This is a genomic window from Rhodopila sp. (genome assembly GCF_965277165.1).
GTDB lineage: Bacteria > Pseudomonadota > Alphaproteobacteria > Acetobacterales > Acetobacteraceae > Rhodopila.
This window is the reverse complement of sequence record NZ_CBDICE010000005.1, coordinates 420,726-441,247: the sequence shown is the minus strand read 5'-3', so window position 1 is coordinate 441,247 and position 20,522 is coordinate 420,726. Positions and strand designations below refer to the sequence as shown.

20 protein-coding genes and 1 tRNA gene are annotated in these 20,522 nt (G+C 65.1%); 11 read left to right on the top strand and 10 right to left on the bottom strand.

Translation table 11 applies throughout. The features are described 5' to 3' along the window. Positions 1 to 23: 23 nt before the first annotated feature. Positions 24 to 872 (bottom strand): GNAT family N-acetyltransferase, encoded by an 849-nt coding sequence (locus tag ACQY4Y_RS02610; RefSeq protein ID WP_428489004.1) that lies wholly within the window; start codon positions 870 to 872, stop codon positions 24 to 26. Positions 873 to 946: 74 nt separating this feature from the next. Between ACQY4Y_RS02610 and ACQY4Y_RS02605 the strand changes: the two genes are divergently transcribed. After that, a complete protein-coding gene (locus ACQY4Y_RS02605; RefSeq protein WP_428489003.1) occupies positions 947 to 2,665 on the top strand; it encodes an N-acyl-D-amino-acid deacylase family protein in 1,719 nt (572 codons plus the stop codon). 215 nt (positions 2,666 to 2,880) lie between these two features. Here the strand turns inward: ACQY4Y_RS02605 and ACQY4Y_RS02600 are convergent, their stop codons facing one another. Next, the gene (locus ACQY4Y_RS02600) at positions 2,881 to 4,050 is read right to left on the bottom strand and encodes a hypothetical protein (RefSeq protein WP_428489002.1); all 1,170 of its coding nucleotides are present in this window, start codon (positions 4,048 to 4,050) and stop codon (positions 2,881 to 2,883) included. A 384-nt stretch (positions 4,051 to 4,434) separates the two neighbouring features. Between ACQY4Y_RS02600 and ACQY4Y_RS02595 the strand changes: the two genes are divergently transcribed. After that, positions 4,435 to 4,620, top strand: coding sequence for a hypothetical protein (locus tag ACQY4Y_RS02595; protein ID WP_428489001.1), 186 nt, complete (start codon positions 4,435 to 4,437; stop codon positions 4,618 to 4,620). 247 nt (positions 4,621 to 4,867) lie between these two features. On the opposite strand, the gene ACQY4Y_RS02590 is transcribed toward ACQY4Y_RS02595, so the two are convergent. Then, positions 4,868 to 5,329 (bottom strand): GlcG/HbpS family heme-binding protein, encoded by a 462-nt coding sequence (locus tag ACQY4Y_RS02590; RefSeq protein WP_428489000.1) that lies wholly within the window; start codon positions 5,327 to 5,329, stop codon positions 4,868 to 4,870. Positions 5,330 to 5,354: 25 nt separating this feature from the next. Next, positions 5,355 to 5,864, bottom strand: coding sequence for an adenine phosphoribosyltransferase (locus ACQY4Y_RS02585; protein ID WP_428488999.1), 510 nt, complete (start codon positions 5,862 to 5,864; stop codon positions 5,355 to 5,357). 136 nt (positions 5,865 to 6,000) lie between these two features. Between ACQY4Y_RS02585 and ACQY4Y_RS02580 the strand changes: the two genes are divergently transcribed. Together ACQY4Y_RS02580 and ACQY4Y_RS02575 are read left to right on the top strand one after the other, a co-directional pair. After that, positions 6,001 to 7,311, top strand: coding sequence for an aspartate aminotransferase family protein (locus ACQY4Y_RS02580; RefSeq protein ID WP_428488998.1), 1,311 nt, complete (start codon positions 6,001 to 6,003; stop codon positions 7,309 to 7,311). 43 nt (positions 7,312 to 7,354) lie between these two features. Beyond that, positions 7,355 to 8,107 carry an SDR family NAD(P)-dependent oxidoreductase gene (locus ACQY4Y_RS02575; RefSeq protein ID WP_428488997.1) on the top strand — a complete coding sequence of 251 codons (753 nt, stop codon included), beginning with the start codon at positions 7,355 to 7,357 and terminating at the stop codon, positions 8,105 to 8,107. 18 nt (positions 8,108 to 8,125) lie between these two features. Here ACQY4Y_RS02575 and ACQY4Y_RS02570 read toward each other — a convergent pair whose 3' ends face one another. Beyond that, on the bottom strand, positions 8,126 to 10,009 hold the full coding sequence (locus tag ACQY4Y_RS02570; RefSeq protein ID WP_428488996.1) for an alkyl/aryl-sulfatase: 1,884 nt from the start codon (positions 10,007 to 10,009) through the stop codon (positions 8,126 to 8,128). 85 nt (positions 10,010 to 10,094) lie between these two features. Between ACQY4Y_RS02570 and ACQY4Y_RS02565 the strand changes: the two genes are divergently transcribed. Next, a tRNA-Val gene (locus ACQY4Y_RS02565) sits at positions 10,095 to 10,169 on the top strand. Here ACQY4Y_RS02565 and ACQY4Y_RS02560 read toward each other — a convergent pair. Continuing rightward, positions 10,148 to 11,173 (bottom strand): hypothetical protein, encoded by a 1,026-nt coding sequence (locus ACQY4Y_RS02560; RefSeq protein WP_428488995.1) that lies wholly within the window; start codon positions 11,171 to 11,173, stop codon positions 10,148 to 10,150. The genes ACQY4Y_RS02565 and ACQY4Y_RS02560 overlap by 22 nt on opposite strands. A gap of 96 nt (positions 11,174 to 11,269) precedes the next feature. Here ACQY4Y_RS02560 and ACQY4Y_RS02555 point away from each other — a divergent pair, with 96 nt between their 5' ends. The 5 genes from ACQY4Y_RS02555 to ACQY4Y_RS02535 all read left to right on the top strand — a co-directional run bounded on the left by ACQY4Y_RS02555 (position 11,270) and on the right by ACQY4Y_RS02535 (position 16,908). Then, the gene (locus ACQY4Y_RS02555) at positions 11,270 to 12,883 is read left to right on the top strand and encodes a hypothetical protein (RefSeq protein WP_428488994.1); all 1,614 of its coding nucleotides are present in this window, start codon (positions 11,270 to 11,272) and stop codon (positions 12,881 to 12,883) included. 26 nt (positions 12,884 to 12,909) lie between these two features. Continuing rightward, positions 12,910 to 13,803 carry a TauD/TfdA dioxygenase family protein gene (locus ACQY4Y_RS02550; protein ID WP_428488993.1) on the top strand — a complete coding sequence of 298 codons (894 nt, stop codon included), beginning with the start codon at positions 12,910 to 12,912 and terminating at the stop codon, positions 13,801 to 13,803. Between the two features lie 95 nt (positions 13,804 to 13,898). Further along, on the top strand, positions 13,899 to 14,969 hold the full coding sequence (locus ACQY4Y_RS02545) for an alcohol dehydrogenase (RefSeq protein ID WP_428488992.1): 1,071 nt from the start codon (positions 13,899 to 13,901) through the stop codon (positions 14,967 to 14,969). Further along, positions 14,969 to 15,988 (top strand): NADP-dependent oxidoreductase, encoded by a 1,020-nt coding sequence (locus tag ACQY4Y_RS02540; protein WP_428488991.1) that lies wholly within the window; start codon positions 14,969 to 14,971, stop codon positions 15,986 to 15,988. Before ACQY4Y_RS02545 ends, ACQY4Y_RS02540 begins: the two co-directional genes overlap by 1 nt. Positions 15,989 to 16,044: 56 nt before the next feature. Further along, a complete protein-coding gene (locus ACQY4Y_RS02535) occupies positions 16,045 to 16,908 on the top strand; it encodes an LLM class F420-dependent oxidoreductase (RefSeq protein WP_428488990.1) in 864 nt (287 codons plus the stop codon). Here ACQY4Y_RS02535 and ACQY4Y_RS02530 read toward each other — a convergent pair. From ACQY4Y_RS02530 to ACQY4Y_RS02515, 4 genes are all read right to left on the bottom strand, one after another. Further along, positions 16,905 to 17,093: a hypothetical protein gene (locus ACQY4Y_RS02530; protein WP_428488989.1), complete on the bottom strand. Its 189-nt coding sequence runs from the start codon at positions 17,091 to 17,093 to the stop codon at positions 16,905 to 16,907. The genes ACQY4Y_RS02535 and ACQY4Y_RS02530 overlap by 4 nt on opposite strands. A gap of 9 nt (positions 17,094 to 17,102) precedes the next feature. Next, positions 17,103 to 17,660, bottom strand: coding sequence for a Uma2 family endonuclease (locus ACQY4Y_RS02525; RefSeq protein ID WP_428488988.1), 558 nt, complete (start codon positions 17,658 to 17,660; stop codon positions 17,103 to 17,105). 44 nt (positions 17,661 to 17,704) lie between these two features. Then, positions 17,705 to 18,493, bottom strand: a complete 789-nt coding sequence (locus ACQY4Y_RS02520; RefSeq protein WP_428488987.1) for a sulfite exporter TauE/SafE family protein — start codon at positions 18,491 to 18,493, stop codon at positions 17,705 to 17,707. Positions 18,494 to 18,668: 175 nt separating this feature from the next. Beyond that, positions 18,669 to 19,298: a glutathione S-transferase family protein gene (locus tag ACQY4Y_RS02515; RefSeq protein WP_428488986.1), complete on the bottom strand. Its 630-nt coding sequence runs from the start codon at positions 19,296 to 19,298 to the stop codon at positions 18,669 to 18,671. A gap of 119 nt (positions 19,299 to 19,417) precedes the next feature. Here ACQY4Y_RS02515 and ACQY4Y_RS02510 point away from each other — a divergent pair, with 119 nt between their 5' ends. Further along, complete coding sequence (locus ACQY4Y_RS02510; protein ID WP_428488985.1) at positions 19,418 to 20,209, top strand: alpha/beta fold hydrolase; 792 nt, start codon at positions 19,418 to 19,420, stop codon at positions 20,207 to 20,209. The last annotated feature ends 313 nt before the right edge of the window (positions 20,210 to 20,522 follow it).

The following is a 20,522-nucleotide window of genomic DNA, read 5'->3' as shown; positions in this document are numbered from 1 at the left end:
GCTGAAGCGGACGGTGTTGCAGGTCAGCCTGGGCAGATCGGTCGGCGGGGTGCGGTGTTCGGCCTGAACCAAAACCGATTCGTTGCGCCTTCGGTAAAGCCCAAGGACTGATAAAGTTGGACCGCAGGCGCATTGGCCTGGGCAACCTGCAGACCGATCATGTCGGCATCCTGATGTGCCGCCCATGATAACACGCCCGCCATGACGGTGCGTCCGCCGCCGCTGCGGCGGGCCTCGGCGCGCGTCGCCACGCATTCGGTCACGGCGCAGCCGAAGCCGATGACGCAGAGTGCGGTCGAGACGATCCGGCCGTTGTGGCGATTGCCGAAGAAAGCGCACGGGCGGGGGATGGCGCGCAGGATTTCCTGGTTCACCGTTCGGCGGCTTTCGCTGATCGCACCGAGGTAGACGTCGCACCACTCGTCCCAGGTCCCGTCGCGGCATTCGACGTCGCGGCATTCGACGTCGCGGCATTCGACGTCGCGGCATTCGACGTCGCGGCATTCGACGTCGCGGCATTCGACCCTGGGCGAAGCGGTGGTCGGTTCAAGCCGCTTGAACATCGTCAGCGTTGCCTCGGCTTCGGTATAACCGCGATCGCGCAATTCATTGGCCAGTCCGGCTGGGGCGGTGTGGTCGTAGGTGTGGAAGCGCGCGGGCATCGCCGCTTCCTGGTAGCGCGCCTCGACGGCGTCGATCGCGGCCGCGGTGTCGGTTGCGGTGAAGTCGATGGTGGAGACCGAGTTGGCACGCTGCGACCCGCCGCCGGATGCTCGCCATAGCCAGCCATCGATGACAGCGGTGTTCAGGGCCGGCCATGCCCGCACGTGAGCCCGCTCCATTCGCACCTGATCCTGGCGGCTGATCCGCATCCGGAAAGCTCCGAAACTTGCCAGCCGGGGTGGGCTGGATCAGACTCTGTGCCAAGCGTGAAGGAGAAAGTCCAATGCCGGCATTCGATCTGGTCATTCGCGGGGGCACCGTCGTCGATGGCACAGGAGGCGCGCCACGCGACGCTGATGTTGGGATCATCGGCAACAAGATTGCCGCGGTGGGCACGGTTTCCGGTGGCGGGGCGGACGAGATCGATGCCAAGGGCAAGCTGGTCACGCCGGGGTTTGTCGATATCCACACCCATTATGATGCTCAGGCGGTTTGGGACAGCCATATGGCGCCGTCGTCCTGGCACGGTGTCACCACCGCGGTGATGGGTAACTGCGGCGTTGGGTTCGCGCCGTGCAAGCCGGCCGATCGCGAGCGGCTGATCGAGTTGATGGAAGGCGTCGAGGACATTCCCGGCGCGGTGATGCACGAGGGGCTGAAATGGGAATGGGAGTCGTTCGGCGAATACCTGAACGCGCTGGATCGTAAGCAGCGCGACATCGACATCTGCGCGCTGCTGCCGCATGCGGCGGTGCGGGTGTTCGTGATGGGCGACCGAGCGATCCAACTGGAGAATGCCAACCAGGCCGATATTGCCGAGATGCGCCAGATTGCGCGCCAGGCGATGGCGGAGGGGGCGTTCGGGTTCTCGACCTCTCGCAGCTTGTCGCACAAGACGCTGAGGGGTGATCCGACGCCGACGCTGCGGGCGCAAGAGGACGAGTTGCGCGGCATCGCGCTCGGCATGAAGGACGCCGGGTCGGGGATGCTGGAGATGGTCTCGGAATGGGCGCCGGACCACAATGCGGAGTTTGCGATGTTGCGCCGGGTGATCGAGGCGTGTGGGCGTCCGGCGGTGTTTACGCTGACGCAGCGGCACTCTCGGCCGGAGGTGTGGCGCGACCTGATCCGGCACGCCGACAAGGCGGCGCGTGACGGGGTGCCGATCCGCCCGGTGGTGGCGCCACGGGCGATCGGCGTGCTGCTCGGGCTCGCCGGCAGCCAGAACCCGTTCTCCGGCTGTCCCAGCTATAAGGCGATGGCTGGGCTGCCGGTGGCCGAGCGGGCGCGGCGGATGCGCGACCCAGAGGTGCGGGCGCGGATTCTGAGCGAGGATCCGAAGGCGGGCAACACCTTCCCGCTGTTCCATCGGATGTCGTTCGATTTCATGTTCCGCTTCGGCAACCCGCCGAACTATCAGCCCAAGCTGGAGGACAGCATCGCGGCGATCGCCGGACGGCAGGGCATGACCGCGCCGGAGGTCGCCTACGACATGCTGGTGGAGGATGACGGCGGCAACTTCATCTATCACCCGCTGGGCAATTATGCGTATGGCGATCTGTCGATGCCGGAGACACTGCTGGACAACCGCAACTGCATCATGGGCCTGGGCGATGGCGGCGCGCACGTCGCCTTCATCCTGGATGCCGGCTACCAGACCTGGCTGCTGACGCATTGGGGGCGGCAGGAGAAGCGTTGGGAGGTTTCCGAATTGATCCGCCGGCTGACCTCGGATACCGCCGGAGCCGCCGGGCTGCATGATCGCGGCGTGCTTGCGGTGGGCAAGAAGGCGGATGTCAATGTGATCGACTGGGAGAGACTGGGGTCTGGATCGCCTTATGTCGTCAGCGACTTGCCGGCGGGCGGCAAGCGGTTGCTGCAGAAGGTCACAGGTTACGATGCGACGATCGTGTCGGGGCGGGTGACGTTCCGCGAGGGGCAGGCGACCGGGACGCTGCCGGGCAAGTTGGTGCGCGGGCCGCAGCCTGAACTGGTGGGGTGAACCCTGCTGGCGCGGAGGCCCCGCCCGATACGCCGCCGGGCATGACCAACCCGACTTGGTTACAACAGCAAGGGAATGAGCGCGCACCGCGCGAGACCAACCCACTCCTCAGGTCTCATAACTTTGCTGGATCAGCGAAACGGCGCCTTCACCAGCGCCGCTCTTTTCTGGTCTCCGGCCAAATGGGCGAAGTCTTCCCGCTGTAGTCGCTGCGCTCAATGGATGCCGAGCTTTTGCGCCGCCATCATAGTGCCATCGACGCGGGCCTTGATCTTCTTGAACGCGACGTCGCGCGCGAAGTCGGGCGAGCCGTAGGCCGGTTTCTTGTCGATGGCGAACGGCGAGAACCCGCAATCGTCGGTGGAGCCGAGGCGGTTCTTTGGGATGAAGTCGGCCGCCCGGACCAAGGCTGCTGACACCTCTTCCGCAGTCTCCACCTTGGGGTTCTGGCACCAGATCACGCCGACATAGTACATTTGCGGAACCCCCTTGGCGTCATCCCTGCTGTGCTTGCCGATCATCTCGTAGGTCGCTTCCTTGTCCGTCTCGCAGGCAGCCTGGATGGTGAAGTAGCCGGCATTGATCGAGAACAGCGCCGGCAACAGGCTGCTGTAGGGAACCTCGGCGCTGTGGTTCGAGTCCGCGTCGCTGCCCGCACAGGTATGCACGCCGAGGTTTATCCGTTCCTCCGGCGTGAAACGGTCGACCACCATGCTGATCAGCTCGATGAAGTGCGGCAGAAGGTTGGCGTCGGTCCACGGATTGCGCGGGTCATGCTTCAGCGACAGCCGACCTTCGGTAAAGTCGATGGTGACGCGGGCCGCGCCGGCGGCGAATGCCTTGCGGATGTCCTTCTCGCACTCGTTGACCAGGTCCATCTCGAATTGCTCGCGGGTGTAGTCGGGCAGCTTGACGTGCAATGGAAGCAGCAGCGACAGCATCGACGGAGCAATAACCGCCTGCTTCATCGGTTTGGTGGCAAACCGCATGGATTTGACCAGCGAGTCAGCCGCGTATTGATTGTATCGGAACGGACCGCCCACCAGCTTGGGCATGGATTTGTAGTGCCCATCGGGGAACAAGGCGAAAGTCTGTCCGCCTGGGCCGCAGCATGAATTCAGGCCGGTCCCGGCCATGGTCGTCATAAAGGGATAGGTTGCGAAGCTTGACGACCATTGCTCGCCGTCGGCGATGATCGGTGAGCCGGTGGCCTCGAAGCGTTCGATCGAATCCTTGACGGCGATTTCCTGCTCCGCCTCCAATGCCTGCTTGCTGATCTCGCCGGAATCATAGGCAGCGAAAGCCGCCTGCAGCTTGGCCGGTCGCGGCAGGGAACCCGCCGGTTCGGTCGGAATTCCGGTTGCCGTCCTGGGATCATACACCATCATTTGTCTCCTGTGCTGGTGGGGTTTGCGGCCCCGGCGACGTTAACTGGGATCAGCTGATTCATCTGTCTCTTGGGGACCAAGCGACAGGATCGTCCGACATCGTGAAGTCGATACCCATCCTCGTCCCCGGCTTCTGACAAAAACTGCTTGAGATATAAGCAGTAGTGCCCGTTGGCCAGGCAAATGCATGTATAAAAACCAACGACAGCACTGTCGGAGGCATTCAGTCCTCGTCCCGGTGGGGTCAGCCTAGTTAACGTGCAGTGGTATGTCAAAGCACCGGCCCGATTTCGTTTGGCCCCCGATGACTGTGCGCGCTGTGCTCGGAGTCTCGATGGCGATCCTGGCGCGCCGGTTGATTGCGGCACGACCTAGCTGATCGTGAGCAAGGTGCTGCTGTTGCCTAGTGTCACCGTCCTCGAACGCTTTGTCGGCCGCATCAGAGACCCGGTGCAAAAGCGGTTTTGGCAGCGTCTCGTGGCAGCGCTCGATGAGAAACAGCGTGAGCGGATCACTGCAATGTTCGACGAACCAGCCAGGCCGGTTTTGCCGCGCTGGATGCGCTAACGACCGTGCCAACAGAGCGCTCCTCCTGCGAATTTCTTCTGCACAGGGATGCGGCGGAGATCACATGATCCGTTATCGCGGGCCCAGGACGTCGTGCGGCTGGAACAGCGCAAGCCTATTTTTGAAGGCAAGGCGCAGCACCACACCAATACTTTGGCAGGCAATAGTGTATTCAAGCAGTAAATGGCGCAAAAGGCAAAGCACGACAGACCGTTGTGTGTGTGCAATCACCGCGCAGTTGCAGCAATCAAAAATTCGAGCCTGAGAGTTGCCTAATGACCTTGTCCAGCCCGGCCTGCACACACGGCTCGTCCACGCCGGGTGATCCCGAGGCGCCCACACCGCCGACGATCTCGGTTCCCAACTTGATCGGCAGACCACCGGGAATGTCGATCACGTTGGGCAGCGTCACCTGCTGTCGGACGACCGGGTTGTTGTCGGCGGAGCGCTTGGCGTAATCGGTGGTCGAGGTGCGGAAGCTCATCGTCGTGTACGCCTTGCGCCGAGCGTTCTCCATCGTATGGGGGCTGGCGTTATCGCCGCGGATGGCGACGATGGTTTGCCCGTCGCGGTCAACGACGACGGCGGATACACGATATCCTTTGGCGCTACAGCTCCCTACGGTGCCGTGGGCGATGGTCGGCGCAACAGCATAGGCAGATCGTGATGCGTCAGAAGCTCGGCTCGGGCCGGCGCGGAAACCGCACATGCGCCGACCGCGAGGCAGCCCAATCCTAGTACGAAACAAGCGCCTCGCACGGCACATCCAGCCGCGCGCGGCCGTTGAGGAAGCTGAGTTCGATCAGCGCGGCCGCGGCCGGCACCACGGCGCCGACCTGGCGCAGCAGGGCGATGCCGGCGGCCATGGTGCCGCCGGTGGCGAGAAGATCGTCCACCACCACGACGCGCTGGCCGGGTTGGACGGCATCGGCCTGGATTTCCACTCGGTCCTCGCCGTATTCCAGGGCGTAGTTCAGGCCGACGGTTTCGCCGGGCAGCTTGCCGCGCTTGCGGATCATGATGAAGCCGCAGCCGAGTTTCAGGGCGAGCGGGGCGGCGATCAGGAAGCCTCGGCTTTCGACGCCGGCGACCAGGTCGGGCGCGTAGGCGCGCACCGTGCGTGCCATGCGGCCCATCGCCACCTGCCAGGCATCGGCGTCGCGCAGCAACGTCGAGATGTCGTAGAACAGGATGCCGGGCTTGGGGAAATCCGGAATACCGCGAATGTGGTCTTTCAGGTCCATCGGCGAGGGTCCCTTGGCTGCTGGCGAGCTACACTATCGTGGTGGCGGAGGCACCGCCAGGGTGCGGATTGCGTTGCGACCGATTGCGTTTGGACCGGGCGATGCGCAGACTTGACGCGCGGCGAGGGGAGGGGACATGGGCGAGACCAGCTTGCGCAACACCGACATCGACGCTGCGCTGAACGAGGCGAAAGAGGCCTACGTCACCGGCGCACCGGCCAGCCTGGCGCGTTATGTCGAGGCGGCCACGGTGATGCCCGGCGGCAACACCCGTTCGGTGCTGCATTACGCGCCGTTTCCGCTGGCGATGGCGCGGGCCGACGGCTGCCGCATGTGGGACGCCGATGGCCGGGAATTCATCGATTTCCTGGGGGAATATACCGCGGGCCTGTATGGGCACTCGCATCCGGTGATCCGTGCCGCGGTGAACCGGGCGCTGGATGACGGCATCAGCCTCGGGGCCTGCAACATGATCGAGGCGCGGTTTGCCCGCGCGGTGTGCGAGCGGTTCGGGTTGAGCCGCGTGCGGTTCACCAACTCCGGCACCGAGGCGAACCTGCTGGCGATGTCGCTGGGAAGGATCTTCACCCGGCGCAAGAAGGTGCTGGTGTTCAATGGCGGCTACCATGGCGCGGTGTTCGGGTTCGCCGGTGGGGGATCGCCGATCAATGTGCCGTTCGACACCGTGCTGGCGCGGTATAACGATATTGCCGCGACCCAGGCGTTGATCGCCGAACATGGCGACGACCTGGCCCTGGTGATCCTGGAACCGATGATCGGCAGCGGCGGTTGCATCTCGGCCTCGGCCGACTTCCTGGTCATGCTGCGACAGGAGACGAGCAGGGTCGGGGCGTTGCTGGTGCTGGACGAGGTGATGACGTCTCGGCTTGCCGCGGGCGGCTTGCAGTCGACCCTCGGGGTGAAGCCGGATCTGACGACGCTGGGAAAATACATTGGCGGCGGCATGTCGTTCGGCGCGTTCGGCGGCCGAGCCGAGATCATGGATCTGTTCGATCCGCGGCGGGCGGATGCGCTGCCGCATGCGGGGACGTTCAACAACAACGTGCTGACGATGTCGGCCGGGCTGGCAGGTCTGACAGATGTCTATACGCCGGAAGCGGCGGCGGCGCTGAACGCCCGGGGTGACCGGCTGCGCGGTCAGCTCAACGCGTTGTGCCGGTCGGCCGATGCGAAGATGCAGTTCACCGGGCAGGGGTCGATGCTGGCGGTGCATATGCTGCGTGGTCCGCTGAGCAGTCCCGAAGATGCGGCGAGAGGTGATGCGAAGCTGAAGGAGCTGTTCTTTTTCGACCTGCTGTCACGCGGGATCTGGCTGGCTCGGCGGGGGATGATGACGCTGTCGCTGCCGATCGGCGATGCGGAATGCAACGCGCTGCTAGCGGCGGTGGAGGAGTTCGTTTCGGCCAGGCGGTCGTTACTTGAATGACGCCTTGGCGCGTGGTGTGGGTCAACAACAGGAGGAGATGGTCATGCGGCTGGCAAACAAGGTCGCCATCATAACCGGAGCAGCGTCGGGGATGGGCGCGGCGACGGCGCGCCGGTTCGGCAAGGAAGGCGCGAAGGTGGTCATCGCCGACATGCTGGAGCAAGAGGGCAGGGCGGTGGCGGACAGTATCGCGGCGGCGGGCGGCACCGCGGTGTTCATGGCACTGAACGTCACCGATGAAGCCGGTTGGAATTCGGTGCTGGAGCAAACCGTTCGCGCCTTCGGGCGGTTGGACATCCTGGTGAACAACGCCGGCATCAGCGGCAGCGCGACCAACGACCTGCTCGATTCCGGGCTGTGGGAGCGGGTCATGGCGGTGAACAGCACCGGCGTGTTCCTTGGCACTGCCGCGGCGGTACGGCAGATGCGGCAGAACGGCGGCGGGTCGATCGTCAATCTGTCGTCGATTTCCGGCGTGGTGGGGCAGAGCATGGTTCACATGAGCTACAATGCCGCGAAGGGCGCGGTGCGGATCATGACCAAGTCGACCGCGGTGCAGTTCGGCAAGGAGCGGATTCGTTGCAACTCCGTCCATCCCGGGCTGATGCCGCCGATGCGCACGTCGGGCGCCACCGCCGACCCTGATGTCCGAGCCAAGATGCTGCGGGCGGTGCCGCTGGGGCGGGCCGGCGAGGTGGACGAGGTAGCCAACGCCGTTCTGTTCCTGGCGTCCGACGAGGCGTCCTATATCACCGGCGCCGAGCTTTACGTCGATGGCGGATATTTGGCGATGTAAGAGGGGCGATGTAGGTCGTCAGGGCGTAACGATGGCGAAATTGGCGTTCAGCGGCTGGATCATCGCGGTCAGCGCCGGGTAGAGCGATGCGTCGCCCTCGATCTGGATGGCGCCCGTTTGCAGCAACGGGTCGATGGCGGCGTGCTCGAGCAGCGTCCGCAGGAGGTCGGGCCAGCGTAGCCGGACGGTGGCGCCGGCGGCGGCATCCTGGACGTTCGGCTCATGCACCAGCACGCCGTTCTGGACCGCAAGCAGATGGGTTTCCTGGCGATCGGTCAGTTCGAGGTTGATCTTGAAGGCGCGCGACGCGGCCTGGTCGGGGTCGATGCGCACCGCGGCGAAGTCGAGCATCATCGGTGTGGTTGCCGCCGCCAGGACGTCGGGGCTGAAGCCGCCTGACGGCAGGCGGGCGGGACCGGTGCGCAATTCCTGGGCGCCGGTAAGGTAGATGTTGCGCCAGGTTCCGGCCTCGTTTTCGAAGCCGTTACGGGTGTAGATCGCAGCCAGGCGTTCGCGGGCCGCGATATTGGTTTCATCCGCAAACACCACGTGGTTGAGCAAGGTGGCGGCCCAGCGCGGGTCGCCCTCGCCGGCGGCGGCGTCGGCCAGCCTGATCATGGCATCGGGGCCGCCCATCGCGGCGACGTACTTGCGCGCGGCCGGTTCCGGCGGCAGCGGATCGAGGTTGGCCGGATTGGCGTCGTACCAGCCGAGATAGCGTTGATAGATCGCCTTGGAATTATGGCTCATGGTGCCGTAGTAGCCGCGGTTGAACCATTGCCGGGCGAGGGCTTCGGGCAGCCTGAGTGTCTCGGCGATTTCGGTCGCGGTAAGGCCGGTGTTCATCAGCCGCACGGTCTGATCGTGGAGGTATTTGTAGGCGTCGCGATGGCTGTTGAGGAAGCGGGTGATCTCGGGTTGGCCGAAGCGAGGGATGCCGTGGGCGGCGAACATGGTATCGCTTCGGTCGGCGAACAGGCGGATCGATTCGGTGAGGTAGTCCGCCCAGGCCTTGGCGTCGCGCACCAGTGCGCCTCGGGCGGGCAGCAGGTTGTGCATCGTGAGGTTGGCGTTCTCGGCCATGAACACGGCGCGGAATTGCGGCAGGTAGAAATTCATTTCGGCAGGCGCTTCGGTCCCCGGGGTAAATTGAAACACAATCGTAACGCCGCCAATGGTGAGTTGCTGCCCGGTGTGGGTCACCAGATCGGTCGGCGCGATCAATGAGGGCGAGCCGCGCGACGGGCGCGGGCCGAGGCCGGAGGTGATCTCGCCCTCGGCGCAGCAGCGCAGGGTGTGGCCGAACTGGAAGCGGGCGCGGCGCAGCATGGCGGGTCCGGCGATGATGTTTTCCGACACCGCGTTTTCCAGGAAGCCTTCTGGTGCGATCACCTTGACGGTGCCGGCGGCGACGTCGGCGGGGCGGGTGACTCCGCCAACGCCGCCGTAATGATCGACGTGGCTGTGGGAATAGATCACGGCGATCACCGGCTTGGCGGCAACGTGGGCGTGCAGCAGTTCGAGCGCGGCGCGGGCCGGCTCCACCGTGGTCAGCGGATCGATAACGATCCAACCGGCACCGGCATCGATGAACGACACGGTGGAGACGTCGAAACCGCGCACCTGGTAGATGCGGTCCGCCACCTTGAACAGGCCGTGCCGGGTGAGGATGCGGGCTTGGCGCCAGAGGCTGGGGTTGGCGGTTTCGGGTGGGTCGGTGTCGAGGAAGGTGTAGGCGGCGAGATCGACTGCGACCCGGCCGTCCTGGCGCCGGATGACCGGGTCGGCGCGGGTGGCGATGAAGCCTCGGGCGGCGAAATCGAAGTCCTGGCGGTCGTCCTCGGCGACGCGGCGGCGGGCGTCTTGCAGCGGGTCGGCGGGTGGTGTTGCACGGGTCGGCATCTCGGCAGGGTCCTTGGAAGGTCTTGCGGTGGGGGAAGGTCTTGCGGTGGGCTGGCCAATTGACTAGGAAGCCGGCGTCCTGGATGGGCGCGTAGCTCAGCGGTAGAGCATCGCCTTCACACGGCGGGGGTCACAGGTTCAATCCCTGTCGCGCCCACCATCCGGGGTCCCTCTCATCAGCCGCCGCAGCCGATGATGCTCGCTGTCAGCGATCAACACGCTGCCGTCGGGCGCGGCCAGGGCACCGTGCGGGCGGGCCAGACCCGAGGCGATGGTGATGATGATCCAGCTATCCGCATCGATCCGCCTGATGGCGTGGTTTTCGGTGTCCACGACGTAGATGTTGCCGTCGGCATCGACCGCCATTTCCTTCGGTGCGTCGAACACTGCGTGGCGGGCGTCGCCGCCGTCGCCGGCGTAGCCTCGGGCGCCGGTTCCGGCCACGGTCTGGATAACGCCATCATGGATGCGGCGGATGCAACTGCCTTGGCGCTCCATCACGTAGAGCGAGCCCTCGGGGGCGAAGGCGACGGCGCGGGCGCCGAAGATGGCTGCCTTGGCGGCTGGGCCGGCGTCGCCGTCGTGGCGGGGCTGTCCGGTTCCGGCGAAAGTTTCGATGGTTCGGGTGGCCAGGTCGACCACGCGCACGCGGTGTCCGGCGACGTCAGCGATGAACAGGCGGGACTGGTTGGGGCTGAGCGCCAGGCCGTTGGGTTCAGGGAGTCCGGCCTGGGGAGCGGGCCCGGAATCGCCGCTGGATTGACCCGAACCGTCACCGGCCAGGGTGGCGATGACCCCGCTGGTATCGATAACCCGAACCCGGCGGTTGAGGCGGTCGGCGAGGAACACTTGACCTGAGCGGTCGATGGCGATGCCATAGGGCTGGTTCAGCCGCGCCTGCGCGGCGGGTCCGCCGTCGCCGGAAAAGCCGGCCTCGCCGGTGCCGCAGATCGTCGAGATGATCCCGCTGGCGGCATCGATGCGGCGAATGCAATGATTGTACGTATCGGAAAAAACCAAGCTGCCGTCGGGGGAAAACGCCAGGTCGAAGGGGTTGTTCAGGTTTGCGCCGAGTGCGCTTGATCCGTCCCCGGAATAGCCTTGTTGGCCGGTGCCGGCGATGTCGGTGACGGTCCATTCGGTTCCGGATTGCGGGTTGGTCATGCGGAAGTTCCCCCTGCGAGCCGGCACGATGGTTGTCGCCACCGTCCTGTCAAGCTTAGGATCGGCTGAATTGATCGACAGTCGGAGGAAGCCTGGATGGATACGCACGTCGCCTCGGAGAGCAAACGCAGCAGTGTGGTCCGCGGCCTGTATGACAGGCTGGAGGATCGCTGCCTGATGCGCGACCAGAAGGGCGCAAGCGACGTGTTCTACGAGTTGGTGCACGCCAACCGGCCGCTGACCGAGATCGTCGCCGAGGGGGTGCGGATTCACGCGCCGTACACCCATGTGCCGTATCACGAGCGGATCGACGACGGGTATCCGAATTTCGTCAACAACGACCACTGCCTGTTGAGCGCGCGTGCGACGTTGAACCTGAACCGCATGCTGCCGCCGCATTTGGCGATGCTGCCGATGGCACAGACGATCTGGTATATTCCCACTGGCCTGGATATCTGGAACCAGAAGATCGACAAGGCGCCGGGTCATTACACGCGTCATCGCGGCAACCAGGGCGAGGTCGAGGCGCCACCGGCGCCGACGGTGTTTTGGCCGGATCAGGAGCCGCTGGCGCAGAGCGGCCCGCTGAAGGAGCGGTTGAACAACTGGATGACGCTGGTGCATCGCGGCCAGGTGATCGAGGCCTACCGGCTGTTCCTGGGGCTGATGCAGAATCCGGCCGAACGGCGTGACGTGCTGGCGGAGATGGTGTTTGCTGGGCTGATCGATGTGCAGGACCGGCTGCTGCACAACCGTTCCTACACGACCGGCCACAAAGCCTATCGCGCTCGGTCCACCGTGGAGATCGGCAATGCGCTGGGTTGGGACCATGCGCATCAGGTGGTTTATGCCGGCGCGCTGGATATCGCTGTCGGGCCGCGGTGGTATTCGACCTATGAGGTCGCCTGCAACTACATCAAGATGATGATCGAGGGTGAGACGCTGCGCGCGGTGCCGTATGGCGGGGTCAGCGATGCTGAACGGGCGATGTTGCGCAACAGCGCGCCGGTGAACCAGCAGGAAGCGGTAGAGCTATCGAACGCGGTGCTGCGGCAAGGCGAGATAGAGTCTCTGGAGGTGGTGACAAAGCTGCTGAAAGCCGGCAAGGATCCGCGCCGTATCCTGGACGTGCTGCAGATCGCGGTAGCGCAGTTGGTGCTGCAGACGCGGGACCCGAACGCGTTCAACATGCCGCACCATTGCTACGAGTATCACAACACGCTGGCCTGGTTCTGGGACACGTTCGATCATCCGCGGCGGCTGCGGCTGCTTTACGTCGCGGCCATGTTCGCCAATCGGGTGGCGTACAACCAGCAGGGCCTGGGAGAGGTGCATCCGGTGTCGCCGCAGGTGCCCTCGGGGGCAGGATCGCTGAGCGCAGAGCAGATCCTGGACCGGGTGGACCATGCGATCGTGGCACTGCATGGCGATGAGGCGATCGGCTGGACCCAGGCATACTGCGACAGCGGCGCGGACCGCGACCGACTGGTGCAGCGCATTGCCCTGGCGGCCTGCAAGATGGGCAACGACCCGCACAACCAGGAGATCGCCCAGTGCATGCTGATGGACTTCGACACCAACCGCCAGCCGGACCGCGATCGCTTGCTGCTGGCGGCAGCCTATCACACCGCCATGCACCGCAAGTACGGCGATCCTCAGGAGCCGTCGCGTCGGTTCGGACATGCAATGGGGCTAGCGGAACTGCACTGAGGCCGCACGCTCGGGGGAGGTAATTCATGACAATGTCGATTCGACCGATCGATCCTGCATCCCGGCCGTTCTTCGCGGCCGAAGTGTCGGGCATCGACATCACCCGGCCACTGAGCGGTGAGCAGGCCGGCGCGATCGAGCGGGGCATGGACCAGTACGGCGTGCTGGTGTTTCACGACCAACGGTTCGACGACGACACTCAGTTGGCGTTCTCGGGCCATTTCGGTGAACTGGAGGAAGCCAGCGGTGATCTGAACTGGGGCAAGAAGCGGCGGATCGGGTCGGCGTTGGTGAACGATATCTCCAACCTGGACAACGACAACCAGGTGCTGGCGCGTGACAACCGGCGGCGGTTGTTCAGCCTGGGAAACCGGCTTTGGCACTCGGACAGTTCGTTCAAGGCGGTGCCGGCGAAGTTCTCGTTGTTGTCGGCGCGGCTGATCCCGTCCGCTGGCGGTAACACCGAGTTTGCCGACATGCGGGCCGGCTACGACACGCTGGATGACGAAACCAAGGCCGAGATCGAGGATTTGGTCTGCGAACACAGCCAGCTGTATTCGCGGTCGTTGCTTGGGTTCAGTGATTTCACAGATGAAGACCGTGAGCGTTTCAAGCCGGTTTTGCAGCGTCTGGTGCGGCGCCATCCGTCGACCGGGCAGCGGTCGCTGTATCTGGCCTCACATGCCGGAGCGATCGTGGGGTGGCCGGTGCCGGAGGCGCGGGCGCTGCTGCGTGACCTGATCGAACATGCCACTCAGCGGCGATTTGTCTATGCGCATGGATGGCGGCAATGGGACCTGGTGATGTGGGACAACCGATCTACGATGCACCGCGCCAGGCCGTTCGATGCCGGGCAGGTGCGCGACATGCATCGCACGACGGTGGCCTGCGAACGGTCGACGATGGCGGAAGCGGCTTAGGCGGCGGGCCTTTGCCTGATCGCCATCCCGCGCTATCCATCCCGCGGCGTCGGAAAGCAGGCTATCCGGCGACGCCGGAAAAGCAGGAGAGACAAATGCGCGCATGGGCGGTGGTGGAAAATGGGCAGCCGTTGAAGGAGATCGAGTTGCCGACGCCGGAGCCGACCGGCAGCGAGGTGTTGCTGGAAGTGACGCATTGCGGCGTGTGCCACTCCGACCTGCATATCTGGGAGGGGTATTACGACATCGGGGGCGGCCAGAAGATGTCGCTGATGGATCGCGGCGTCACTCTTCCGCTGGCGATGGGGCATGAGATCGTCGGGCGGGTGGTGAAGCTGGGGCCGGATGCGAAGGGGGTGAAGGTCGGCGACCTGCGCATCGTGTTTCCCTGGCTGGGCTGCGGCAAGTGCGAAAAGTGCCTGGGCGAGGAGGATAACATGTGCTCGGTCGCAGCGCGCAGCCTGGGGGTTTACCAGAACGGCGGCTACGGGACTCATGTCGTGGCGCCGCACCCTCGGCACCTGATCGATCCGGGCACGATCGATCCGGCGGTGGCGGCGACCTATGCGTGCTCCGGCATCACGGTCTATTCGGCGATCAAGAAGGCGATGCCGCTGGCTCCAACGCAGCCGATCGTGCTGGTGGGTGCTGGTGGGCTAGGGCTGAACGCGATTGCCGTGCTGCGGGCGCTGAAGCACCAGAACATCGTCAGCGTCGATGTCAGCGCCGAGAAGCGCGAGGCGGCGTTGAAGGCCGGTGCCAGCAAGGCGGTGGACGCGCGCGGCGAGGGGCGGGCGGTGACCAAGAGCATCATCGAGGCGGCTGGCGGGCTGGTGCCGGCGGTGATCGATCTGGTCAACGGCACCGCGACGGCGCGTTTTGCTTTCGGTGCGCTGGCCAAGGGCGGCAAGCTGATCCAGGTTGGTCTGTTCGGTGGCGAACTGATGCTGCCGCTGCCGATCATGGCCATCAGAGCGCTGACGGTGCAGGGGAGCTATGTGGGTAATCCGAAGGAATTACGTGAACTGGTGAAGCTGGCTCACGATGGCGACCTGCTGGCGTTGCCGGTGTCCAGCGTGCCGCAGAGCCAGGCCCATGATGCGCTGATGCGACTGCGTGACGGCAAGGTCACCGGTCGTTTGGTGCTGAAAGCCGAGGCGGCGTGATGAGCAATTCCGGTTCGCGCCGTTCGGTGGTGCTGAAGCGACGCCCGCGCGGCGAACCCTCGGCGGCGGACTTCGAGATCCGGGAGGATGCGATTCCGCAGGCCGGCGCGGGCGAGGTGGTGACGCGGACGCTGTGGCTGTCGATCGATCCGTATATGCGCGGTCGGCTGCGTGAGGAGCAGACCTACGCGGTGGCGATCCAGATCGGTGAAGTAATGACCGGCGAGAGCGTGGGTGAGGTGGTCGCGTCGTCTCATCCCGGGTTCGCGGCGGGCGACATCGTGGTGGGGTCGCGCGGTTGGCAGACGCATTCGGTGACGCTGGGCGGTCAATTGGTGAAGATCAGCCGCGGGGGGGCGCCGTTGTCGGCCTATCTTGGGGTGCTGGGAATGCCTGGGGCGACGGCTTACGCGGGGGTGACGGAAATCTGCAAGCCGAAGCCTGGCGAGACATTCGTGGTTGCCGCCGCGTCCGGTGCGGTGGGCTCGGTTGCCGGGCAGATCGCAAAACGGGCCGGCGCGCGTGTCGTCGGCATTGCCGGTGGGTCGGAAAAGTGCCTATGGGCGCAGGACAGCCTGGGGTTCGACGATTGCGTCGATCACCGATCCATGGACCTGGGACGGGAGTTGCGGGCGGCTTGCCCGAACGGCATCGACTGCTACTTCGAGAATGTCGGCGGCGCGGTGCAGGCGGCGGTGTTCGAGCAACTGAATGCGTTCGCTCGGGTGGCGATGTGCGGCATGGTTTCGCAGTACAACGAGCACACCATGCCGCCCGGGCCCAACCTGGGCTTCGTCGTCGGCAAGCGGATCCTGATCCAGGGCTTCATCGTTTCGGACCGGCCGGCCCGGATGACCGAATGGCGTGCGATGGCGGAGACGCTGGTGGCCGATGGCAGTCTGGTTCACCGCGAGGATATCATCGATGGGCTGGAGAATGCGCCGGATGCACTGACCGGTATTCTGTCGGGGCGCAATTTTGGCAAGTTGCTGGTCAGGGTCGCGGCTGATCACGGGTAGATCGGTTTCGGGGTGATTTGGTATGCGCTGGTTGCGCGACCTGGAGGGCGTGGGCGATGAAGTTCGGCGCATCGATGTTCTTCACCGATTACTCGATGACGCCGGTGGCGTTGGCGCGGGCGATGGAGGAGCGTGGGTTCGATACTCTTTGGGCGCCCGAACATTCGCATATCCCGTTGTCTCGCAAGACGCCGTTTCCCTTGGGATCGGAGTTGCCGAAGCGGTACTACGACGTGATGGACCCGTTCGTGACGCTGACCGCGGCGGCGGCGGTGACCACCCGCTTGCGGCTGGCGACCGGGGTTTGCCTGATCGCGCAGCGCGATCCGATCCAGACCGCGAAGCTGGTGGCGTCGATCGACCAGGTTTCCGGCGGCCGATTCGTGTTCGGGATCGGCAACGGCTGGAACCAGGATGAGATGGAAAATCACGGCACCGATTTTTCGTCCCGCCACAAGCTGGCGCGCGAGCGGATCGAGGCGATGAAGGCGATCTGGACCGAGGAGGCGGCCGAATACCACGGCGAGTTCGTCGATTTCGGGCCGATGGCGGCACGGCCGAAGCCGGTGCAGGCGCCGCATCCCAAGATCCTGGTCGGGGGCGCGTTCCCCTATTCCGCTCGGCGGGCGGTGCGTTATGGCGATGGCTGGATGCCGCAGGTGACCGCGAGCGACAGCACTCCGCTAACGGATTTGATCCCCCGGTTCCGCCAGATGACGGCGGAAGCCGGACGGGGTCCGGCGGCGATGCAGATCGTGATCGGGGCGCAGCCGCCGGATGCGACGCTGATCGGGCGGTATCAGTCGCTGGAGGTGGATATGGTCTATCCCAGCCTACCGTCGGAGACGGCGGAGACAATCCTACCGATACTGGATCAGTGGGTCGGGGTGATGCGGCAGGTGAACGGGTCGCCGGTCTAGGTGTAGGCCGCCTCGACCATCCGCCTGACCGTTTCGGCGGCTTGCTCGTCCTGGGGTTCTTCCGGTGCGTCGGTGGCCGGCGGGTCGGGCTGGAAGGTCGCCACCGCCGGGATGTCGGCTGCGCTGCGTCGATGGGGCGGGCTGGCTTTCCCGCGCGGCCCGGCAGTTCGGGGTTTTTGTCGCATGGAGTCCTGTCACGGTGCTGGCGGAAACAAGCCGGTTACAGTCAACCCCGGCGGATCGAGGTGCAAGTCGCCATCGTGGACGATCCGTGTCAGTATCGTTCCATCTAGGTTGCGAGCGTGGTGGACGATCGCTCGGTCCTCGGTGCGCACGATCAGGTAGTGATGGACCGACGGAAGGCGGAAATAATCCACCAGCTTGGCGCCGGCATCGCGGGCTCGGGTGGACGGCGACAGCACCTCGACCACGATCACCGGATCGTCGAGTTTGATCGCGTCGGCTGGCGGGATTGGACCGCAGCGGACCAGCGCATCCGGTTCGTAGGTGGTCGCGGCGTCTATGGTGACGGCCATGCCATCAGGATAGACTTGGCACGGAAGTCCGCTTTGGTCGACGGCGTCGGCCAAGCGGCGGGCGATGTGGAACTTGGTCAGGGCGTGGGCGCTGCGTTCGGGGGCCATGGCGACGACCTGGCCGGCGACGAGTTCGAAGCGGTGGCCTTCGGGTTGGCGCATCGCCCAGGCGACGAATTCGTCGGAGGTCATGCGAGCGGGGGCTGGATCGGACATCGGGCCATGTTAGCACGATTTATCCCGGAGTCGGCGTTGTCCGGTCAGAACACCAGGCGTCCGCCGACGATACACAGCACAGCCGCCAGGACCGACCGCAGCGCGGGTTCCGGGATGCGGCCCGACAGGTAGCTGCCCAGTATGATGCCTGGAATCGAGCCGACCAGCAGTGAGCCGAGCATCGTCCAATCGACCGAGCCCAGCCACCAGTGCCCAACTCCCGCGATCAGGGTAAGCGGGACGGCGTGGGCGATATCGGAGCCGACGATAACCTTCATCGGCAGGCGGGGATACAGCATCAGCAGCCCGGTCACGCCCAGGGCGCCGGCGCCGACCGAGGACAGCGTGACCAGCGTGCCGAGCATGACGCCGGTCAATACGGTGAGCAGAACCGCTTGCCGCGGCGAGATCCGGTCCAGCGTCGGGCCGATCAGGTGCAGGAAGCGGGAGCGCAGGATCAGCGACAACGCGGTCAACAACAGCATGATTCCGAGCACCAGCGAGATCAGTCGCCCGCTGCCGGGACCGCCGATGCCGAAATGCGAGATCGCCAGCAAGGTGATCACGGTGGCCGGGACGCTGCCGGAGGCCAATCGGGCGACGATCCGCCAATCGACGGTGTGGTTCAGACCATGCACCAGGGTTCCGACCGATTTTGTCGCCGAGGCGTAAAGCAGATCGGTCCCCACCGCGGTGGCCGGGTGGATGCCGAACATCAGTACCAGGATCGGCGTCATCAATGAGCCGCCGCCGACTCCGGTTTGGCCGACCAGGAGTCCGACAACAAATCCTGAGAGCACGTAAAGCGGCTTGATGGCGGCCAACAGATTCATTCGGGATCACCGGTTGCTATCTGCGCTTTTGGTATTCGCCGTTTGGCTTGGACAGCGTATCACGCCGGCAGCGTCGCCTGGGAGCGGCGCTTTTGATCGGCGGCTGGTTCCGCGGTCAGCGGGGGTGGCGGGCATGCCGGTGCGCCAAGCGGCTTTGCGGCACACCCGGCGCCGTTTAGCGGTCGTCCACCGGCAGGTTGGCCTGCACCGACGGGCGGGCATTGAAGGTTTCGTGCCAGGCGGCCAGTTTCGGATGGCCGTCACGCCAGGCCAAGGATGCGAAACGAAAATCCAGGTAGGCCAGCGCCACGCCGATGGCGAGATGGCCGACGCTGAAGCGGCTGGCCGACAGCGCCTCGGCTTCCGGCTCGAGCGCCGCCGCGCAGGCAACCAGCTTGGAGCGCCACAGGTTCTTGTGCGGCTCGCTTTGCCGTTCGGGCGGGCGCAGGCCTTCGGCGAGCAGCGGCAGGGCGGTATCCAGCATGCCTTGTCCCAGCGCGTGCCGCCGAACCGCGGTCAGTCGGTCGGGCCAGGCCGTCGGATACAGTTTTGGGCCATCGTGCAGGGTATCGAGGTATTCGATGATCACCGGCGAGTCGTAGAGCGCGGTGCCGTCCGGCAGTTGCAGCGTGGGGATTTTTCCCAACGGATTGATCAGCATCAGTTCCGCATGCGGAGTGGTGCCGCCGGCCACCGTGCGAACCGTGCGGATACGGTCCTGCAGGCCCATTTCTGCTGCCGCGATCATCACTTTTCGCACGTAGGGCGAGCGCGGGGACCAATGCAGGATCATCGTCTGGTTCATTCGCCGACCTTCAGAAGGCAGTGGGTTCAGAGGTGTCTTGCCGCATGAGTCACCCGGCTTGAATGTTGCGCCCGACGCGAGCACGCGGAACAATCGACGTAACGAGACGGACGTTTGCCATGAACTGGATCGAAGTCAACGGCACCAGCCTGCGCTATGACGTCAGTGGCGCCGGCCCCAGCACTCTGGTGCTGATCCACGAGATGGGTGGCACGCTAGATAGCTGGGACCAGGTGCTGCCGGCGTTGAACCATAGCCGGGTGGTGGTTCGCCATGATACCCGCGGCGCCGGCCTGTCCGAGAAGATCAAAGGTTCGGTGACTTGGCACCAGATGGCGGACGACGTTGCCGCCTTGCTGGATGCGCTGGGGCTTCGCGGCAAGGTGGCGCTGGGCGGCATCGCGGTGGGGGCGGCGATCGCCGTGCATTTCGCGGTGCGCTATCCAGAGCGGGCGGCGGCGTTGGTGCTGCATGGTCCGGCGGTTGGGGTGAACGCGGACCGAAGGCAGGCCACGCTGGACCGTGCGGCCGCGGTGGAAGCCGGCGGGATGCGCGCGGTGGTGGAGACCAGCCTGGCGAATTCGTATCCGCTGGTGGTGCGCCACGATGCGGCGGTGTTTGCCGCATTCCGAGCCCGCTGGCTGGGCAACGATCCGGCGAGCTTCGCGGCGATCAACCGCATGCTGGCGGCGGAGAGCATCGCCCACGAACTGGGCCGGATCGCTTGCCCCGCCTTGCTGACCGCCGGGCGGCATGACGGGCTGCGGCCGCCGTCGGTCATCGAGCCGATGGCGGAGCAGGTTCCCGGTGGGCAGTACCTGACGTTGAACAGCGGACATTTCGCTTCGGTGCAGACCCCGGGCCTGGTGGCGCAGGCGATGCATTCGTTCCTGCACGCGGCGGGGCTTTGATCGTCCGGATTTCGGCCGTTTGGATCGGCCGGCGGACAGGAGGTGCTGGCGGCGGCCTATACGCCGGTGAAGGACTACTCATCGTTGGTCAGCCGGCTGAAGCAGGCGGCTGCGACGGTGATCTAGGTCGATGGCTATCATGCCGAGGTCGGTCAGCACGGATCCGAAATAGGTCGCTGCGGCGTTGCAGGCGTCGGGCAACTGGCCGACGGTACTGGGTCCGATCAGTTTCAACACCGCGCTGCATCTCGGTGTACGATTATTCGTTCTGAATATAGAACACCGCCTGTGGTCTCGCCTTTGCTGTTGGATG